Below are 15,164 nucleotides of genomic sequence, written 5' to 3'. Positions count from 1 at the left end.
TTGGCGATCCGCTAACTATACCTGAATATCGAAATACTATACTTGAATATCGAGATTTGGAACGTATATCGCACACTTTACTGCTAGTTTTAAAGGACGTCAATACCTCTAGACGTCTATATGTCTTTGCTTATAGAGGTAAATCCCGCTAGAATTCTAACCCATAAATATTTTATGACTATTTTTATAAAGGTGAGCAATGGCTGATTGGAATGGCGAATATATAAGTCCATACGCAGAGCATGGTAAAAAAAGCGAACAAGTAAAAAAAATAACCGTATCCATCCCTCTGAAAGTTTTAAAAATTTTGACCGATGAACGTACGCGTCGCCAAATAAATAACTTACGACATGCAACAAATAGTGAATTGCTGTGCGAAGCATTTTTACATGCTTATACAGACCAACCATTACCAACAGATGAAGATTTGAGAAAAGATCGCCCTGATGATATTCCAACCGAAGTAAAACGATTAATGACGGAAATGGGCATAGAGTTTGAAGCATTTGATGAAGAGTAATGATTAATTCAGCAATCTACTACCTTAGATAAAATTAGGATAGTAGATTGCGGTTACCTAAATACAGATCGCGTTAATCCATATAATGCTCAGGTAAATCGACTCTAGCAACACCAGACTCCACTGCGGCAATAGCCACCGCTTTGGCAACACGAGGTAGTAAACGAGGGTCCATAGGTTTAGGGATAATATATTCTTTACTAAACTCTAACGACTCTACACCTGCCGCTTTTAATACTTCGGCAGGAACCGGTTCTTTGGTCAACTGACGAATCGCTTCAACTGCTGCTAATTTCATTTCAATATTAATTTCACTGGCTCGAACATCTAAAGCACCACGGAAAATAAAAGGAAAACAGATAACGTTGTTAACTTGGTTCGGATAATCCGAACGGCCAGTTCCCATAATCAAATCGCTTCTTACTTGATGGGCGATTTCAGGTTTAATTTCAGGATCAGGGTTCGAGCAAGCAAAGACTACCGGCTTATCTGCCATCAATTTAAGTGCATCGGCAGGGAACAGATCGGGTCCAGAAACACCAAGAAACAAATCCGCACCGTCAATCACATCTTCTAGCGTGCGTTTATCAGTATTATTGGCAAACATTTTTTTGTATTCATTTAAATCGTCACGACGAGTGTGAATAACGCCTTTTCGATCCAGCATGTAAATTTTTTCTCGCTGAGCACCACATTTTATCAAAAGCTCCATGCAGGCTGTTGCTGCTGCTCCTGCGCCAAGACAAACAATAATCGCTTCTTGTAAGGTTTTTCCTTGTAGCTCTATCGCATTGAGCATACCTGCAGCGGTTACAATCGCTGTACCATGTTGATCATCGTGAAAAACCGGAACTTGGCAACGCTCAATTAACTGGCGTTCTATCTCAAAACATTCAGGGGCTTTAATATCTTCTAAATTGATGCCACCAAACGTATCAGCAATGCTAGCAACCGTATTGACAAACTCTTCAGTTGTACGGTGTTTAACTTGTATATCTATCGCATCAAGTCCCGCAAAACGCTTAAATAGTAATGCCTTACCTTCCATAACCGGTTTAGATGCCATTGGTCCTAGGTTACCTAAACCCAAAATAGCCGTGCCGTTAGAGATAACAGCTACTGTATTTCCTTTCGCTGTGTATTTGTAAACATTGTCAGTATTTTGCGCAATTTCACGTACCGGCTCTGCAACGCCTGGGCTATAAGCAAGCGCTAAATCTTCAGCAGAATCTGCTGGCGTAGTCAATGCAACCGCAATTTTACCAGGAGTAGGAAAAGCATGATAATCAAGTGCTTGTTGACGAAAGTCGTTTTCTAGGTTCTCTTCGGACATAAGAATTTATTCCAATATTAATAGGCAAGATATTTAATTTTTCAATATTGCTAATGATAGTAAATGATCGTAACAAAACTTCCTACTTAGAAAGTCATTAACACCATTAAATTTTATAGAAAAGGATAGGATTTGAATTAATCTAAGATTGAATAACGAATTTATAACCTTGCAGGCTCAAAAAAGGACGCATAAGCGTCCTTTTAAATTTGGGATAACACAGTAGCAATTATTTGCTAGATAGTGCACCAAAACGTTTGTTGAAGCGATCAACACGACCACCAGTATCAACGATACGTTGCTTACCAGTGTAGAATGGGTGACATTTGTCACATACGTCTAGGTGAATGCTTTCTTTTGCTAGTGTTGAGTTAAACTCGAAAGAGTTACCGCAAGAACATGTTGCTTTAACTGCTTTGTATTCTGGGTGGATACCTGTTTTCATGGGAAAACCTCATTATAGGCCGTGTCGCCATCCGATTCTAAGCCGAACACCACACGTATTTACAAAAATGGTATAAATTGATATACCGTCAAGGCCGAGCATAGTAATGAAACACAGTCTAAGGATCAACTGATTTGACTCTTTTTTCTGCAATTATTTTGATTACTAATAACAAATATATCAATTACCAAGTAGAAATAGCTTGTAAAATCTATTTTTACTTCACCCAATTAAGCTCTTCTGCAAACAATAAACTAAAAGTTCGCTACTCGTAATTACTTGTTGCATCAACTACACTAGGTCTTCTTTTAACTGTACTGATATCTTGATCACTTATGCGCCCAACTATCGCTCAAGTTGCCTTGCCTGTCCCACTAGATAAACGGTTTGATTATCTTATTCAACCGCACCAATTTCCTGTAATTGGCGGGAGAGTTAGTGTGTCATTTGGTCGTCAAACCTTAGTTGGAATTGTCACTGCGATTGTGCATCAATCCGATTTTCCATTAGAACAGTTAAAAAGCATTAAACAGGTTTTAGATAACAAACCTATCTGGCCAGATAGTCTTTATGCTTTACTTAATTGGTGCAGCCAATTTTATCAATACCCACTTGGTGAAACATTGGTTAATGCCCTTCCTACAGCTCTACGCAAAGGCAAAGCGGCAGAATTTGCTTCTTTAGTCGAATGGCATATTACCGAAACAGGTAAAAACCAATTGATGTCGGGATTTGGTCGAGCTGTTCAGCAAGCTAAAGTAATGCACCTAGTTGAAAATGGTCCAATATCTCATCAACAAATGATTGCTCACGAAGTAACAACCACTGTGTTAAAGGCACTGGATGAAAAAGGCTGGATCTGCTCTGTAGAGAAAAAACCGGCTACGTCAAGTTGGTCTAACCATATCGAAAACAACGATGAGAAACCGACACTAAATCAAGAACAAGCTGTCGCAATTGCGACCATTAATAGTAACAGTCACTTTGGCTGTTATCTTCTTGATGGAGTGACTGGTTCCGGAAAAACCGAAGTCTACCTCAATATCATTAAACCGATTCTTCAGGCTGGTAAACAAGCTCTCGTTCTCGTGCCAGAAATAGGGTTAACACCACAAACCATAAATCGTTTCAGAAAACGTTTTAATGTTCCGGTAGAAGTCATCCATTCTGGTTTAAATGAAACAGAAAGACTCAATGCTTGGCTATCGGCAAAAGAAAAAAAAGCCGGTATTATTATTGGTACTCGTTCTGCTTTACTCACGCCTTTTAGTGACTTGGGTATTATTATTGTCGACGAAGAACATGACGCCTCATACAAGCAACAAGACAGCTTACGCTATCATGCTCGCGATGTGGCGATTATGCGAGCACACAAACAAGACATTCCTATCGTTTTAGGATCCGCAACCCCATGCTTTGAAAGTTTACATAACGCTCTGTCAGGAAAATATCATCATCTAGTTTTAAGTACTCGAGCAGGAAATGCAGTTGCCGCACAACATAAAGTTCTTGATATAAAAGGCTTGTACTTAGAGGGTGGATTATCGGCTCCGCTGATCGCCGAAATGCGCAAACATTTGCAAGCAGGTAATCAAGTGATGTTATTCCTGAATCGACGAGGCTTTTCACCCGCACTAATGTGTCATGAATGCGGTTGGGTAGCAGACTGCAAGCGATGTGATGCGTACTACACCTATCACCAAAAAAGTAATGAAATGCGATGTCACCATTGCGGCTCTCAACATACTGTCGTACAACAATGCCAAAGCTGTGGCTCGATGCAATTGGTCACTGTCGGCGTAGGTACAGAGCAACTAGAACAGCAACTTGCGAGTTTATTTCCTGAATATAAAACCTTACGAATAGATCGAGATAGCACCAGAAGAAAAGGCTCATTAGAAGCCGCATTAGAATCAATTAGAAAAAATGAATATCAAATATTAATTGGTACACAAATGCTCGCCAAAGGGCACCACTTTCCTGATGTTACTTTGGTTGGCTTACTTGATGTGGATGGTTCGCTATTTAGTAGTGATTTTCGTGCCTCTGAACGTTTAGCTCAGCTTTTTATTCAAGTAGCTGGTCGTTCAGGACGAGCCAGTAAGCCTGGAGAAGTGCTATTACAAACTCATCATCCTGACCATCCTTTATTGCAAGCGCTATTGCATAAAAATTATCACCACTTCGCTCAAACCGCTTTGCAAGAAAGACAATACGCAAAACTACCACCGTTTACTTACTTAACTCTATTCAGAGCAGAAGCCAACAACAGTGAGTTAGTAGAAAGCTTTTTACGACAAGTAAAGCAAACTCTTGAATCTAATCCAATGTTTGATGATCTATCTATTGTTATGGGACCCACACCGGCTCCAATGGCTAAAAGAGCAGGAAAATCAAGATGGCAATTACTCTTACAAACCCCTCATCGAAGCACCATGCAAAAAATACTTCACAGTTCGAAACCCATATTGCAACTATTGCCGTCAGCTAAAAAAGTACGCTGGTCTATTGATATAGAACCACAGGATTTAAGCTAATTATTAGCTAAATGAATAATTAAGGCTTTTTTATCTTCTCCATTGTGACTACAATCACATAAGTTATGTAAATTTTGTTACTTTACCCGTAAACTACCTATCTCTAAAGCAATACACTTAGAGTATAGTCGTGTAATTACATAACAAATTGTTATAATTTTAGGATATAGAGGTTATTTTTATGGCGACAATGAAGGATGTTGCCCAGCTTGCCGGTGTTTCTACGGCTACGGTTTCTCGTGCTCTAATGAACCCTGAAAAGGTATCTGCATCAACTCGCAAACGTGTAGAAGACGCTGTACTCGAAGCTGGATATTCCCCCAACTCTCTGGCTAGAAATCTACGTAGGAATGAGTCAAAAACCATTGTCACCATCGTACCCGATATATGTGATCCCTATTTCACCGAAATCATTCGTGGTATTGAAGACGCAGCAACAGAACATGGCTATCTTGTTCTGTTAGGCGACAGTGGTATGCAACAAAAAAGAGAAAGCTCTTTTGTTAATCTTGTCTTTACTAAACAAGCTGATGGCATGCTCTTACTCGGTACGGATTTACCTTTCGATGTAAGCAAACCCGAACAAAAAAACCTCCCTCCTCTTGTGATGGCTTGCGAATACGCTCCAGAGTTGGAACTACCAACAGTCCACATTGACAACTTAACGTCAGCTTTCGAGGCCGTAAATTACCTCACTCAGATGGGGCATAAAAAAATAGCGCAAATATCTGGCCCAGAAGAGTCTGCATTATGTAAGTTTAGGCACCAAGGATATCAACAAGCGTTGCGTCGAGCTGGCATTGCACTTAATTCTGCTTATTGTACTTCTAGTAACTTCACCTTTGAAGGTGGAGCAAAAGCACTGAGAAAATTACAATCTTTACCCGATGCGCCTACGGCTATCTTTTGTCATAATGACACAATGGCAATTGGAGCCATTCAAGAAGCGAAAAAATTAGGCCTACGCGTTCCGCAAGATATATCACTGGTAGGTTTTGATGATATTCAATTTTCACAATACTGCGATCCTCCACTAACCACCGTCTCCCAACCTAGATACGAGATTGGCAGACAAGCGATGCTAATGATGCTAGAGCTATTAAAAGGTCGAGATGTGAGAGCAGGTTCAAGATTACTAGAAACCCAATTGGTGATAAGAAATAGCGTTGCTCCACCCAAGGCATAATTGTCTACTATTTATATAACCATAAATTTTAATTTACGGTATAGTTTCAGTTAATTACAGTCTTACATGAATAGCGCTTTGCTTAACAACATTTTTCAATAAACGGTACTTCTGGTACCGTTTTTCATCTCTTGATTGTCTTATAAAAGCAATCTGGATAACATATTACCATTAGAAACTAACTGATATATTATGGCCAATAGAGATTACGTTAAACGAGGACAAGGTTCTCGAAAAAGCACTAACAGAAAAAAAACACCGTCTAAAAAACCGTGGAAGGCTGGTCTATTAGCGATATTTTTAGCTGCTGGTTTTGGTTATGTTCTCTATATTCTGAATAATGACCCAGAACCAATAACACCAGAACCTAAAACAACAAAAGCCCAACCAACCACTGAACAACCAAGTACTTTACCCACTCCCCCAAAAGAAGAGTGGGACTACGTAAAAACGCTGCCTAACAAAGAAATAAAAATAGAAGCAAAACAACAAGTCGTCTCACAAGTTCCTTACATAATGCAATGTGGCGCCTTTAAAACACTAAGCCAAGCAGAAGAGCGTAAAGTCAATATCGCCTTTCAAGGGATCAGTAGTAAAATTCGCAGTAAAGAAGGCAGCAGCTGGTACAAAGTAGTCTTGGGCCCGTATAAGTTTAAACGTGATGCAGAAAAAGACAAACACATACTACAAAGAGCAAAAATAGAACCTTGTGCAATTTGGAAAGACGCACAGTAACACTTATCTATCTGCCTCATTGTCGTTGTCTACACAATAACTGCAGGTAACGTTACCGACGCTTTTCACTCACATAAAACAAGATTTGTAACTTAAAAGCGAGATAGTTCTCTATCTCGCTTTTTTCATCCTTGAATTTCAGCAAAGTTATCCTCATATATTCGCTATCTCACTAGTAAAATAAGACAAAGAGGCTAATCTCGTGACTACCATTGTATCTGTACGTCGAAATAATAAAGTTGTTATCGCTGGTGATGGACAAGTATCTCTTGGCAATACGGTAATGAAAGGCAATGCAAAAAAAGTCCGTCGTTTGTATAACGACCAAGTTATTGCAGGTTTTGCAGGCGGAACAGCCGATGCCTTTACCTTATTCGAACGCTTCGAAAGCAAACTGCAAATGCACCAAGGTCATCTGACTAAAGCGGCGGTTGAATTAGCTAAAGATTGGCGCAGCGATCGTGCACTTCGCAAATTAGAAGCCATCCTCGCTGTCGCGGATCACACCGCGTCTTTGATCATTACTGGTAATGGCGATGTAGTTCAGCCAGAAAATGATCTCATTGCGATAGGCTCAGGTGGTAATTTTGCTCAAGCAGCAGCGACTGCACTACTTGAAAACACCGAATTAGAAGCACGCGAAATTGCAGAAAAATCACTCAACATTGCTGGTGATATTTGTGTATTTACGAACCATCACCACACAATTGAAGAATTATAATTCTCAGCTCATAATTGAGGAATCAATCTATGTCGGAAATGACACCTCGTGAAATTGTTCACGAATTAAATCGCCACATTATCGGTCAAGACAAAGCCAAGCGCTCTGTTGCCATCGCTCTACGTAATCGCTGGCGTCGAATGCAACTAGAAGAAAGCTTGCGCGTGGAAGTCACACCTAAAAACATTCTAATGATTGGGCCAACAGGTGTGGGTAAAACTGAAATTGCTCGCAGATTAGCCAAGCTGGCTAACGCTCCTTTTATTAAAGTGGAAGCGACTAAATTCACTGAAGTGGGTTATGTCGGTAAAGAGGTCGAAACTATTATTCGCGACCTTACCGATCTTTCAATCAAAATGACGCACCAACAAGCGACAGAAAAAGTAAAATATCGAGCAGAAGAACAAGCGGAAGAACGTATTTTAGATGCATTGTTACCACCACCACGAGAGGGTTGGGGAGAAAGTGACAAGCCAGAAGAGAGTTCAAATACCCGTCAAATTTTCCGCAAAAAATTGCGTGAAGGCAAGCTGGATGACAAAGAGATCGATATTGATGTCGCGGCGCCACAAATGGGCGTTGAAATTATGGCGCCTCCAGGTATGGAAGAGATGACCAATCAGCTACAAGGTATGTTCCAAAACTTGGCTGGCAACACTAAAAAAAGTCGTAAACTTAAAATCAAAGATGCTTTCAAAGCTTTAATTGAAGAAGAAGCAGCTAAACTGGTCAATCAAGAAGAACTCAAAGAGCAAGCCATTTACAACGCTGAAAACCATGGCATCGTATTTATCGATGAAATAGATAAAATCTGTAAACGTGGAGAAAGCTCAGGCCCAGATGTATCCCGCGAAGGCGTACAGCGAGACCTATTGCCTTTAATTGAAGGTAGTACAGTATCGACTAAACACGGTATGGTAAAAACGGATCATATTTTATTTATTACTTCGGGCGCTTTCCAAGTGTCTAAACCATCAGATTTAATTCCCGAGCTTCAAGGTCGTCTGCCTATTCGTGTCGAATTAGAAGCACTTTCTAGTGATGACTTCAAGCGTATTTTAACTGAACCTAAAGCCTCATTAACAGAGCAATATATCGCCTTACTAAATACCGAGAATGTCGATATCGAATTTACAGAAGATGGTATCAGTCAAATTGCACAAGCGGCATGGCGAGTTAACGAAACAACCGAAAACATTGGTGCTCGTCGATTGCATACCGTTATGGAACGCCTAATGGATGAAATTTCATTTGATGCAACTGATAAATCTGGCTCTAAACTCATGATCGATGCCGCTTATGTTAATGAACGTTTAGGCAAATTTATTGACGACGAAGATCTAAGTCGATTTATCCTTTAATCGATTTTATCGACCAATTATGTCGTTAACGAAATAATTACGTTAGTAAAACACGTTGAAACAACAGCCCACCTAATACTTTAGGTGGGCTGTTTATTATCCCTGCAATTGGTATACTTATCTCCTTATTTTAAGGTAACTATTTTTCAATGAAGCAGTCACTCACAATTTGGCTCGATGCCGCTAGACCTAAAACGCTACCTTTAGCACTAGTAACCATTACCACTGGCAGTAGTCTTGCCTACTCTAATGGTCAATTTTCTTTCGCTGTAATGATACTAGCGTTAATGACAGCAATATTGCTGCAAATATTATCTAACCTCGCCAACGACTATGGTGATGCCCAACAAGGTACCGACAATAACAACAGGCTCGGCCCAACAAGAGCTTTACAATCGGGTGCAGTTACTCAAAAAGAGATGAAAAGTGCAATCATTCTCAATGTAGTATTCACTATGCTATCTGGATTGGCTTTGGTTTTTTACTCTCTAGAAAGCTTTACTAACATCATGACCTTTTTAGGCTTAGGCCTACTAGCGATATGCAGCTCTATTGCTTACACCGTTGGTAAAAAACCCTATGGTTATGTAGGACTAGGCGATTTATCAGTATTTATTTTCTTTGGTTTATTAGGCGTTGGTGGTACGTACTTCCTACATACTGGTTTTATTAATGGAGATATTTTCATTCCTGCAATAGGTTGCGGTTTATTAGCGATGGCTGTGCTGAATATAAATAATATGCGCGACATAGATAACGATCGCGCATGTGGTAAAAAAACAGTGGCAGTTAGACTTGGTGAGCAACCAGCTAAATATTATCATATTGTGCTAATTGGTCTTGCCTTCTTGTCTTATGTCTATTATTTATTCACTCACAGCACCACTATTTGGATTATTGTCCCATTCTTTTTATCTGCTATTACGTTAACCAAACACGCTAAAGCGGTACTTGAATCTAGCTCACCAGTAGCAATAGCGCCTATGCTACCGGTTATAGTAAAATGTGCGTCAATTACTAACATTTTGTTTTCGCTAGTAGTTGTAGCTCAAACAATAGTTAGATAATTGCAGCTTGTCATTGCATTGACTCATTGAGTAGATATACTCAATGAGTTATTAGCAGCCAAAAGAAGACAATGCATATGGAATACAACACTTCTGCACTTTGTGATATTTACTCAGAACAAGTCGACGTAGTAGAACCTATGTTCAGCAATTTTGGTGGAAGTGCCTCATTCGCAGGCCAGCTTACTACCGTGAAATGTTTTGAAGATAATGGAATTATCCGCTCTATTTTAGAAGAAGATGGCGAAGGACGTATACTTCTGATTGATGGTGGTGGTTCGCTACGTAGAGCCCTTATCGACGCTGAAATTGCTACTCTAGCTGAAGATAACAATTGGGAAGGCATTGTTGTCTATGGCTGTGTTCGCGAAGTTGACGAACTAGAAGATATGAGTATTGGCATTCAAGCACTTGCTTCTATACCCGTTGGTGCAACCAATCAAAACATTGGCGAGATAGATGTCCCCGTTAATTTTGGTGGCGTTACATTCTTACCAGAAGATTTTCTTTATGCAGACAACACCGGAATATTAATTTCTCAAGAAGCATTAAATATTGACTTGGAAATATTGGATGACGAATTTGATCTTGATGATGGTTTAGACGAAGACGAACGTTAAATTATTTCTATCCATTTCATAGCTAGATATATTTCAGTAACATAAAAGGCAGCCTCTTTTTTACAGGCTGCCTTTTATTTCGTTACGGTATTATTTCGTTAACTTGTTATGTTGTTAACTAAGTAAGAAATAGTTAACCTAAGTACGATTCACGATTACTCAACATCTTCCATTTTACCTAGCAATACACGAATTCTTTGCTGCCAAGCTTCTTGTTCTTCACTCATTTGTTGTTTTTGTTTCTCTAGTTCAGCGCATGCCTCTTTTAATGAAGACGTTTCCTGATCTAAATGTACATTTTGTTGTTTAACTTCTTCTAATTCCATTTGAAGGAGAGTGATGGTATCGACAGCGGTTTGAATTTTTGCTTCTAACTGCTCTAGCACTTCTAAAGACATAACTTTCTACCTTTATATTAATCTGGTTCGCAGAGGGATTATTCAGTAACGAATAAGCTCATTCTACTCAGGCTTTTAAATATAAACACGCCAAAATTCAGGAAATTGACTTATTTGATTAAAATTAAAGCAACAAAACTGAAATCATGACATTTTCCTTACTTAAAAACCTCTCTTATCCAAAAAATCAAAAAAGCAAACGTTTACTATTTTGTATGATAGAATCGCAAAAAATTTTTTCCTTCCCTTTTAATGATTATTTTGGAGTTCGCATGAAACGCGATTTAGCTATGGCATTTTCTCGTGTAACCGAAGGTGCAGCACTAGCAGGTTACCACTGGCTTGGACGTGGAGATAAAAACGCAGCAGACGGTGCCGCCGTCGAAGTCATGCGGGTACTACTCAATAAAACCGAAATTGAAGGTGAAATTGTCATTGGTGAGGGAGAAATCGATGATGCGCCAATGCTTTATATCGGAGAAAAAGTAGGCTTAGGTGGCGACGCAGTTGATATCGCGGTCGATCCGATTGAAGGAACTAGAATGACGGCAATGGGACAAGCTAATGCGCTTGCCGTATTGGCCGCTGGAGAAAAAGGCAGTTTCTTAAAAGCACCGGATATGTACATGGAAAAGCTGGTTGTTGGCCCAGGAGCAAAAGGCAGTATTGATCTAAGCAAACCGTTAACCGAAAACCTAGAAAATATCGCTAAAGCCTTGGGTAAACCAATTAATACTTTAGTAGTCACAACCTTAGCTAAGCCTCGTCATGATAAAACAATTAAAGCAATGCAAGAAATGGGCATACGTGTTTTTGCTGTGCCAGATGGCGATGTTGCTGCGTCAATATTAACTTGTATGCCAGACAGTGAAGTGGACGCAATGTACTGTATCGGTGGCGCACCTGAAGGAGTCGTATCAGCAGCCGTTATTCGAGCATTAGATGGTGATATGAACGGCCGATTAATACCAAGGCACGAAGTAAAAGGGGATACAGACGATAACCGTATCCACGGCAACCAAGAACTTGCTCGTTGCAAAGAAATGGGCGTAGAAGCGCGTACAGTCCTGAAAATGGACGATATGGCTCGCAGTGATAATGTGGTTTTCGCAGCAACGGGAATTACCAAAGGTGATCTGCTAGAAGGAATAACGCGTAAAGGAAATATTGCCACCACTGAGACGCTGGTTATTAGAGGACGTTGCAGAACCATCAGACGTATTAAATCAACTCATTATCTAGACCGAAAAGACGATGAGATAAAACAATTTATTGTCTAATTTCTTACTCTAAATGGTATGAAACTTCCATAAAAACGCAGCCTAACCGTTGCGTTTTTTTATTAACTCGCCGTTTTTCAAACAGATTCCGTTAGAAACCACAGCCCCAGCCTATTATCTATAAACTCATATCGATAAACTCAAATATATTAGTTAAGAATTTACTTTATAAATTAGTTTATCCATAATGAAACGCACGTACACAACATCATTAGAATTGCATTTAAGCAACTTTAAGAGATGACGGACATACATCAGTTTCAGGCATAACCAAAGGTACATTCGGTGAAAACAACGGATAGAATACTACTCAAACTCAAAAAAGAAGGAGCGATCACCGCAAAGCAACTTTCTGAAGATCTCAACATGACAAGTATGGGTGCTAGGCAACACTTGCAGTCTTTACAAGAATTGGAACTATTGTCTTTTTTTGATCGTAAGGTGAAAGTTGGCCGACCCACTCGTCATTGGCAGTTAACCGCCAAAGGGCATGCGCAGTTTTCAGATCGCCATGGAGAACTCACCGTTCAAGTCATTGAAGCCGTGGAATCACTATTTGGTGAAGAAGGTATTAAAAAAGTTGCGTTAGAAAGAGAAAAACAAACTTTCGAACGGTATCAATTAGCCCTCTCACAAGTCGACACCCTTAAAGATAAACTCATCCAACTCACTCAACTACGTGAAGAAGATGGTTATATGGCTGAACTAGAACAAACCGAGCATGGTTTTGTTTTAATCGAAAATCACTGCCCTATCTGTAAAGCAGCACAAAGTTGCCCTAGCTTATGTCAATCAGAACTCAATGTATTTGAACAATTATTAGGTTCGTTTTGTTCAATAAGACGTACTGAACATATCATAAAAAATGAAAGAAGATGCGTATATAAAATCACTTCAATATAATATTTCTATCAACATTAAATATGTTAACCGAAAGTCAAACACCAAATCAATTAACTATCAAGATGAACAGCTTGTCGAAGCAAATCAGTTATCGAGTGGGAACGGGGCCATATTGATTTTCTTTTTCATCCCCTTCAAACAAACCACATTCAATAAAAATCCATGCCCCACAAAGCATAGCGGCAATAGAAAGCCAAGACTCAATTGTGGTTGGTTGATACAACGTCGTGGTCGTATTAGTCGGAATAATCAGGCGAGTAAGTATTAAAGGGATATACAACACCAACCACACTCTAGATTTATTTCTATCATGCCAACGCTTTGCTGTTATAACTAAATCAGGAAAAACCAATAATACTAACGTAGTAGGCAAAACCATACTCGCCGTCTCTGGGGAAAAATTCTTAACCGCCGTAGCAACACTAATAATAAGTAAGAAATACGTCGCATTCCACAGCCAGAAAGTTCGGCGACTCACTCGCCCATCAAAAGTAAATAACAAGTCAAAAATTGACATCATATAACTGCTTTTCTTCATTTGGTTCACTGTTCTTTTTTATTTAGTTCATCATTCTTTTATTTAGTTTACTACTTTTCAGTTAATTAACTACTTTTTGAAAAATTTCTCTATCCATATCTCGGATATTTACCGAGAGGCTTTTAATCATTCCTGCGTGCTCAGATAGTACAGCGATTAACCCTTTGGATAAGTCTTTTTTCTGGTCAGTTGATCGCCCTGATAGTAATTCTAAAGTAATATGAATGAAATCTTCACTGTCGTCATACTCGCCTATTAGCCATTGATGACAACGTAATGCGCGTGATTTTACATCTGCAGCATGGAACAAACCACACTCTAACGCAACCTGATGAATAGAGTCTAATAACCCTTGTATATTCACTTTTTCTTCAACTGAACTAGTATATTCCAACACTATACTCGGCATAACTCTCTCCCTTTTAGTAACACACCTCCAACAAAATACCTCAATATTACTCATTTTATTAGAACTGAGCATAATTTTGCCTACTTGATCAACATTGAATTAACGTCAATTCTTAACAAAAGCAAAAGATTCGAAAAAGAAGTGATTAGTGTCATGAACTAGAACGTTTTATCTGCTATATTCTTTGCCAATCTTGTTCGATTTTTTATGTTAATTACTTTTTGGAGATATTCCTTATGCGTCATCCTGTAGTTATGGGTAACTGGAAACTTAATGGTAGCAAAGCAATGGTAACTGAGCTACTCAATGGTCTTAACACTGCACTTGAAGGTGTATCTGGCGTTGATGTTGCTGTCGCTCCGCCAGCACTTTATATTGACCTTGCAGAACGTCTTATCAAAGAAGGTGGCAACAAAATCATCCTCGGCGCGCAAAATACTGACCTAAAAAACAGTGGTGCGTTTACTGGTGATGTTTCTCCTGAAATGCTAAAAGATTTCGGTGCTTCTCACATCATCATCGGCCACTCAGAGCGTCGTGAATACCACAACGAATCTGATGAGTTTGTTGCTCAAAAATTCGCCTTCCTAAAAGAGAATGGCCTGACACCTGTTCTATGTATTGGTGAATCTGAAGCACAAAACGAAGCTGGCGAAACAGTTACAGTTTGTGCTCGTCAACTTGATGCTGTAATCAAAACTCAAGGTGTAGAAGCATTAAACGGCGCTATCGTTGCTTACGAACCAATCTGGGCGATTGGTACAGGTAAAGCGGCTACAGCAGAACAAGCTCAAGAAATTCATGCTGCTATTCGTGCTCACATTGCTGAATCTAGCCAAGAAGTTGCAAAAAATCTTGTTATCCAATATGGCGGTTCTGTTAAAGCAGAAAACGCTGCTGAACTGTTCGGTATGCCTGATATCGACGGCGCTCTAGTGGGCGGTGCAGCACTTGATGCAGAAGGTTTTGCTGCTATTGCTAAAGCAGCAGCACAAGCTAAAGCATAATTCAAATTTAGCTTTGAGCTTGAATCTCAAGCTTCTTAGAAAGTCAGCTTAGGCTGGCTTTTTTATTGCTTGAATTCAAGCGTACCAACTTTAGCCAAAATCCC

The 15,164-nt window shown here is 39.5% G+C and carries 16 protein-coding genes; 11 read left to right on the top strand and 5 right to left on the bottom strand.

The window, feature by feature from the left end; all coding sequences use genetic code 11:
- Nucleotides 1-199: 199 nt before the first annotated feature.
- Entirely contained in the window at nucleotides 200-520 is a 321-nt protein-coding gene (gene metJ / locus ACLKML_RS13065; RefSeq protein WP_317717895.1) for a met regulon transcriptional regulator MetJ, read from the top strand.
- Nucleotides 521-593: 73 nt separating this feature from the next.
- Here the strand turns inward: metJ and ACLKML_RS13060 are convergent, their stop codons facing one another.
- Both ACLKML_RS13060 and rpmE read right to left on the bottom strand, forming a co-directional pair.
- Nucleotides 594-1,853 carry a malic enzyme-like NAD(P)-binding protein gene (locus tag ACLKML_RS13060; protein ID WP_413285674.1) on the bottom strand — a complete coding sequence of 420 codons (1,260 nt, stop codon included), beginning with the start codon at nucleotides 1,851-1,853 and terminating at the stop codon, nucleotides 594-596.
- A gap of 229 nt (nucleotides 1,854-2,082) precedes the next feature.
- Nucleotides 2,083-2,298, bottom strand: a complete 216-nt coding sequence (gene rpmE / locus ACLKML_RS13055) for a 50S ribosomal protein L31 (RefSeq protein ID WP_272132745.1) — start codon at nucleotides 2,296-2,298, stop codon at nucleotides 2,083-2,085.
- Nucleotides 2,299-2,633: 335 nt separating this feature from the next.
- On the opposite strand from rpmE, the gene priA reads away from it, so the two are divergent.
- From priA to rraA, 7 genes are all read left to right on the top strand, one after another.
- Nucleotides 2,634-4,835 (top strand): primosomal protein N', encoded by a 2,202-nt coding sequence (priA, locus tag ACLKML_RS13050; RefSeq protein ID WP_413285673.1) that lies wholly within the window; start codon nucleotides 2,634-2,636, stop codon nucleotides 4,833-4,835.
- Between the two features lie 181 nt (nucleotides 4,836-5,016).
- Nucleotides 5,017-6,021, top strand: coding sequence for a DNA-binding transcriptional regulator CytR (cytR, locus tag ACLKML_RS13045; protein WP_413285672.1), 1,005 nt, complete (start codon nucleotides 5,017-5,019; stop codon nucleotides 6,019-6,021).
- 192 nt (nucleotides 6,022-6,213) lie between these two features.
- Nucleotides 6,214-6,756 (top strand): SPOR domain-containing protein, encoded by a 543-nt coding sequence (locus ACLKML_RS13040; RefSeq protein WP_413285671.1) that lies wholly within the window; start codon nucleotides 6,214-6,216, stop codon nucleotides 6,754-6,756.
- Between the two features lie 202 nt (nucleotides 6,757-6,958).
- Nucleotides 6,959-7,477 carry an ATP-dependent protease subunit HslV gene (gene hslV / locus ACLKML_RS13035; protein WP_317717900.1) on the top strand — a complete coding sequence of 173 codons (519 nt, stop codon included), beginning with the start codon at nucleotides 6,959-6,961 and terminating at the stop codon, nucleotides 7,475-7,477.
- A gap of 29 nt (nucleotides 7,478-7,506) precedes the next feature.
- A complete protein-coding gene (hslU, locus tag ACLKML_RS13030; protein WP_413285670.1) occupies nucleotides 7,507-8,838 on the top strand; it encodes an HslU--HslV peptidase ATPase subunit in 1,332 nt (443 codons plus the stop codon).
- A 149-nt stretch (nucleotides 8,839-8,987) separates the two neighbouring features.
- Entirely contained in the window at nucleotides 8,988-9,905 is a 918-nt protein-coding gene (locus tag ACLKML_RS13025) for a 1,4-dihydroxy-2-naphthoate polyprenyltransferase (protein ID WP_413285669.1), read from the top strand.
- Between the two features lie 77 nt (nucleotides 9,906-9,982).
- On the top strand, nucleotides 9,983-10,525 hold the full coding sequence (gene rraA / locus ACLKML_RS13020; protein ID WP_413285668.1) for a ribonuclease E activity regulator RraA: 543 nt from the start codon (nucleotides 9,983-9,985) through the stop codon (nucleotides 10,523-10,525).
- Nucleotides 10,526-10,680: 155 nt separating this feature from the next.
- Here the strand turns inward: rraA and zapB are convergent, their stop codons facing one another.
- Complete coding sequence (gene zapB / locus ACLKML_RS13015) at nucleotides 10,681-10,923, bottom strand: cell division protein ZapB (RefSeq protein ID WP_413285667.1); 243 nt, start codon at nucleotides 10,921-10,923, stop codon at nucleotides 10,681-10,683.
- A 272-nt stretch (nucleotides 10,924-11,195) separates the two neighbouring features.
- Between zapB and glpX the strand changes: the two genes are divergently transcribed.
- On the top strand, nucleotides 11,196-12,203 hold the full coding sequence (gene glpX, locus ACLKML_RS13010; protein ID WP_413285666.1) for a class II fructose-bisphosphatase: 1,008 nt from the start codon (nucleotides 11,196-11,198) through the stop codon (nucleotides 12,201-12,203).
- Nucleotides 12,204-12,488: 285 nt separating this feature from the next.
- The gene (locus ACLKML_RS13005; RefSeq protein WP_413285665.1) at nucleotides 12,489-13,106 is read left to right on the top strand and encodes a helix-turn-helix transcriptional regulator; all 618 of its coding nucleotides are present in this window, start codon (nucleotides 12,489-12,491) and stop codon (nucleotides 13,104-13,106) included.
- Nucleotides 13,107-13,194: 88 nt separating this feature from the next.
- On the opposite strand, the gene ACLKML_RS13000 is transcribed toward ACLKML_RS13005, so the two are convergent.
- On the bottom strand, nucleotides 13,195-13,626 hold the full coding sequence (locus ACLKML_RS13000) for a DUF805 domain-containing protein (protein WP_413285664.1): 432 nt from the start codon (nucleotides 13,624-13,626) through the stop codon (nucleotides 13,195-13,197).
- Between the two features lie 79 nt (nucleotides 13,627-13,705).
- Nucleotides 13,706-14,053: a 5-carboxymethyl-2-hydroxymuconate Delta-isomerase gene (locus ACLKML_RS12995; protein ID WP_413285663.1), complete on the bottom strand. Its 348-nt coding sequence runs from the start codon at nucleotides 14,051-14,053 to the stop codon at nucleotides 13,706-13,708.
- 236 nt (nucleotides 14,054-14,289) lie between these two features.
- On the opposite strand from ACLKML_RS12995, the gene tpiA reads away from it, so the two are divergent.
- A complete protein-coding gene (gene tpiA, locus ACLKML_RS12990; RefSeq protein ID WP_413285662.1) occupies nucleotides 14,290-15,060 on the top strand; it encodes a triose-phosphate isomerase in 771 nt (256 codons plus the stop codon).
- Nucleotides 15,061-15,164: the final 104 nt, after the last annotated feature.

This window comes from Vibrio sp. MA40-2, assembly GCF_047302445.1.
GTDB lineage: Bacteria > Pseudomonadota > Gammaproteobacteria > Enterobacterales > Vibrionaceae > Vibrio.
The sequence above is the reverse complement of the archived record's forward strand: the minus strand, read 5'-3'. Positions and strand labels throughout refer to the sequence as shown.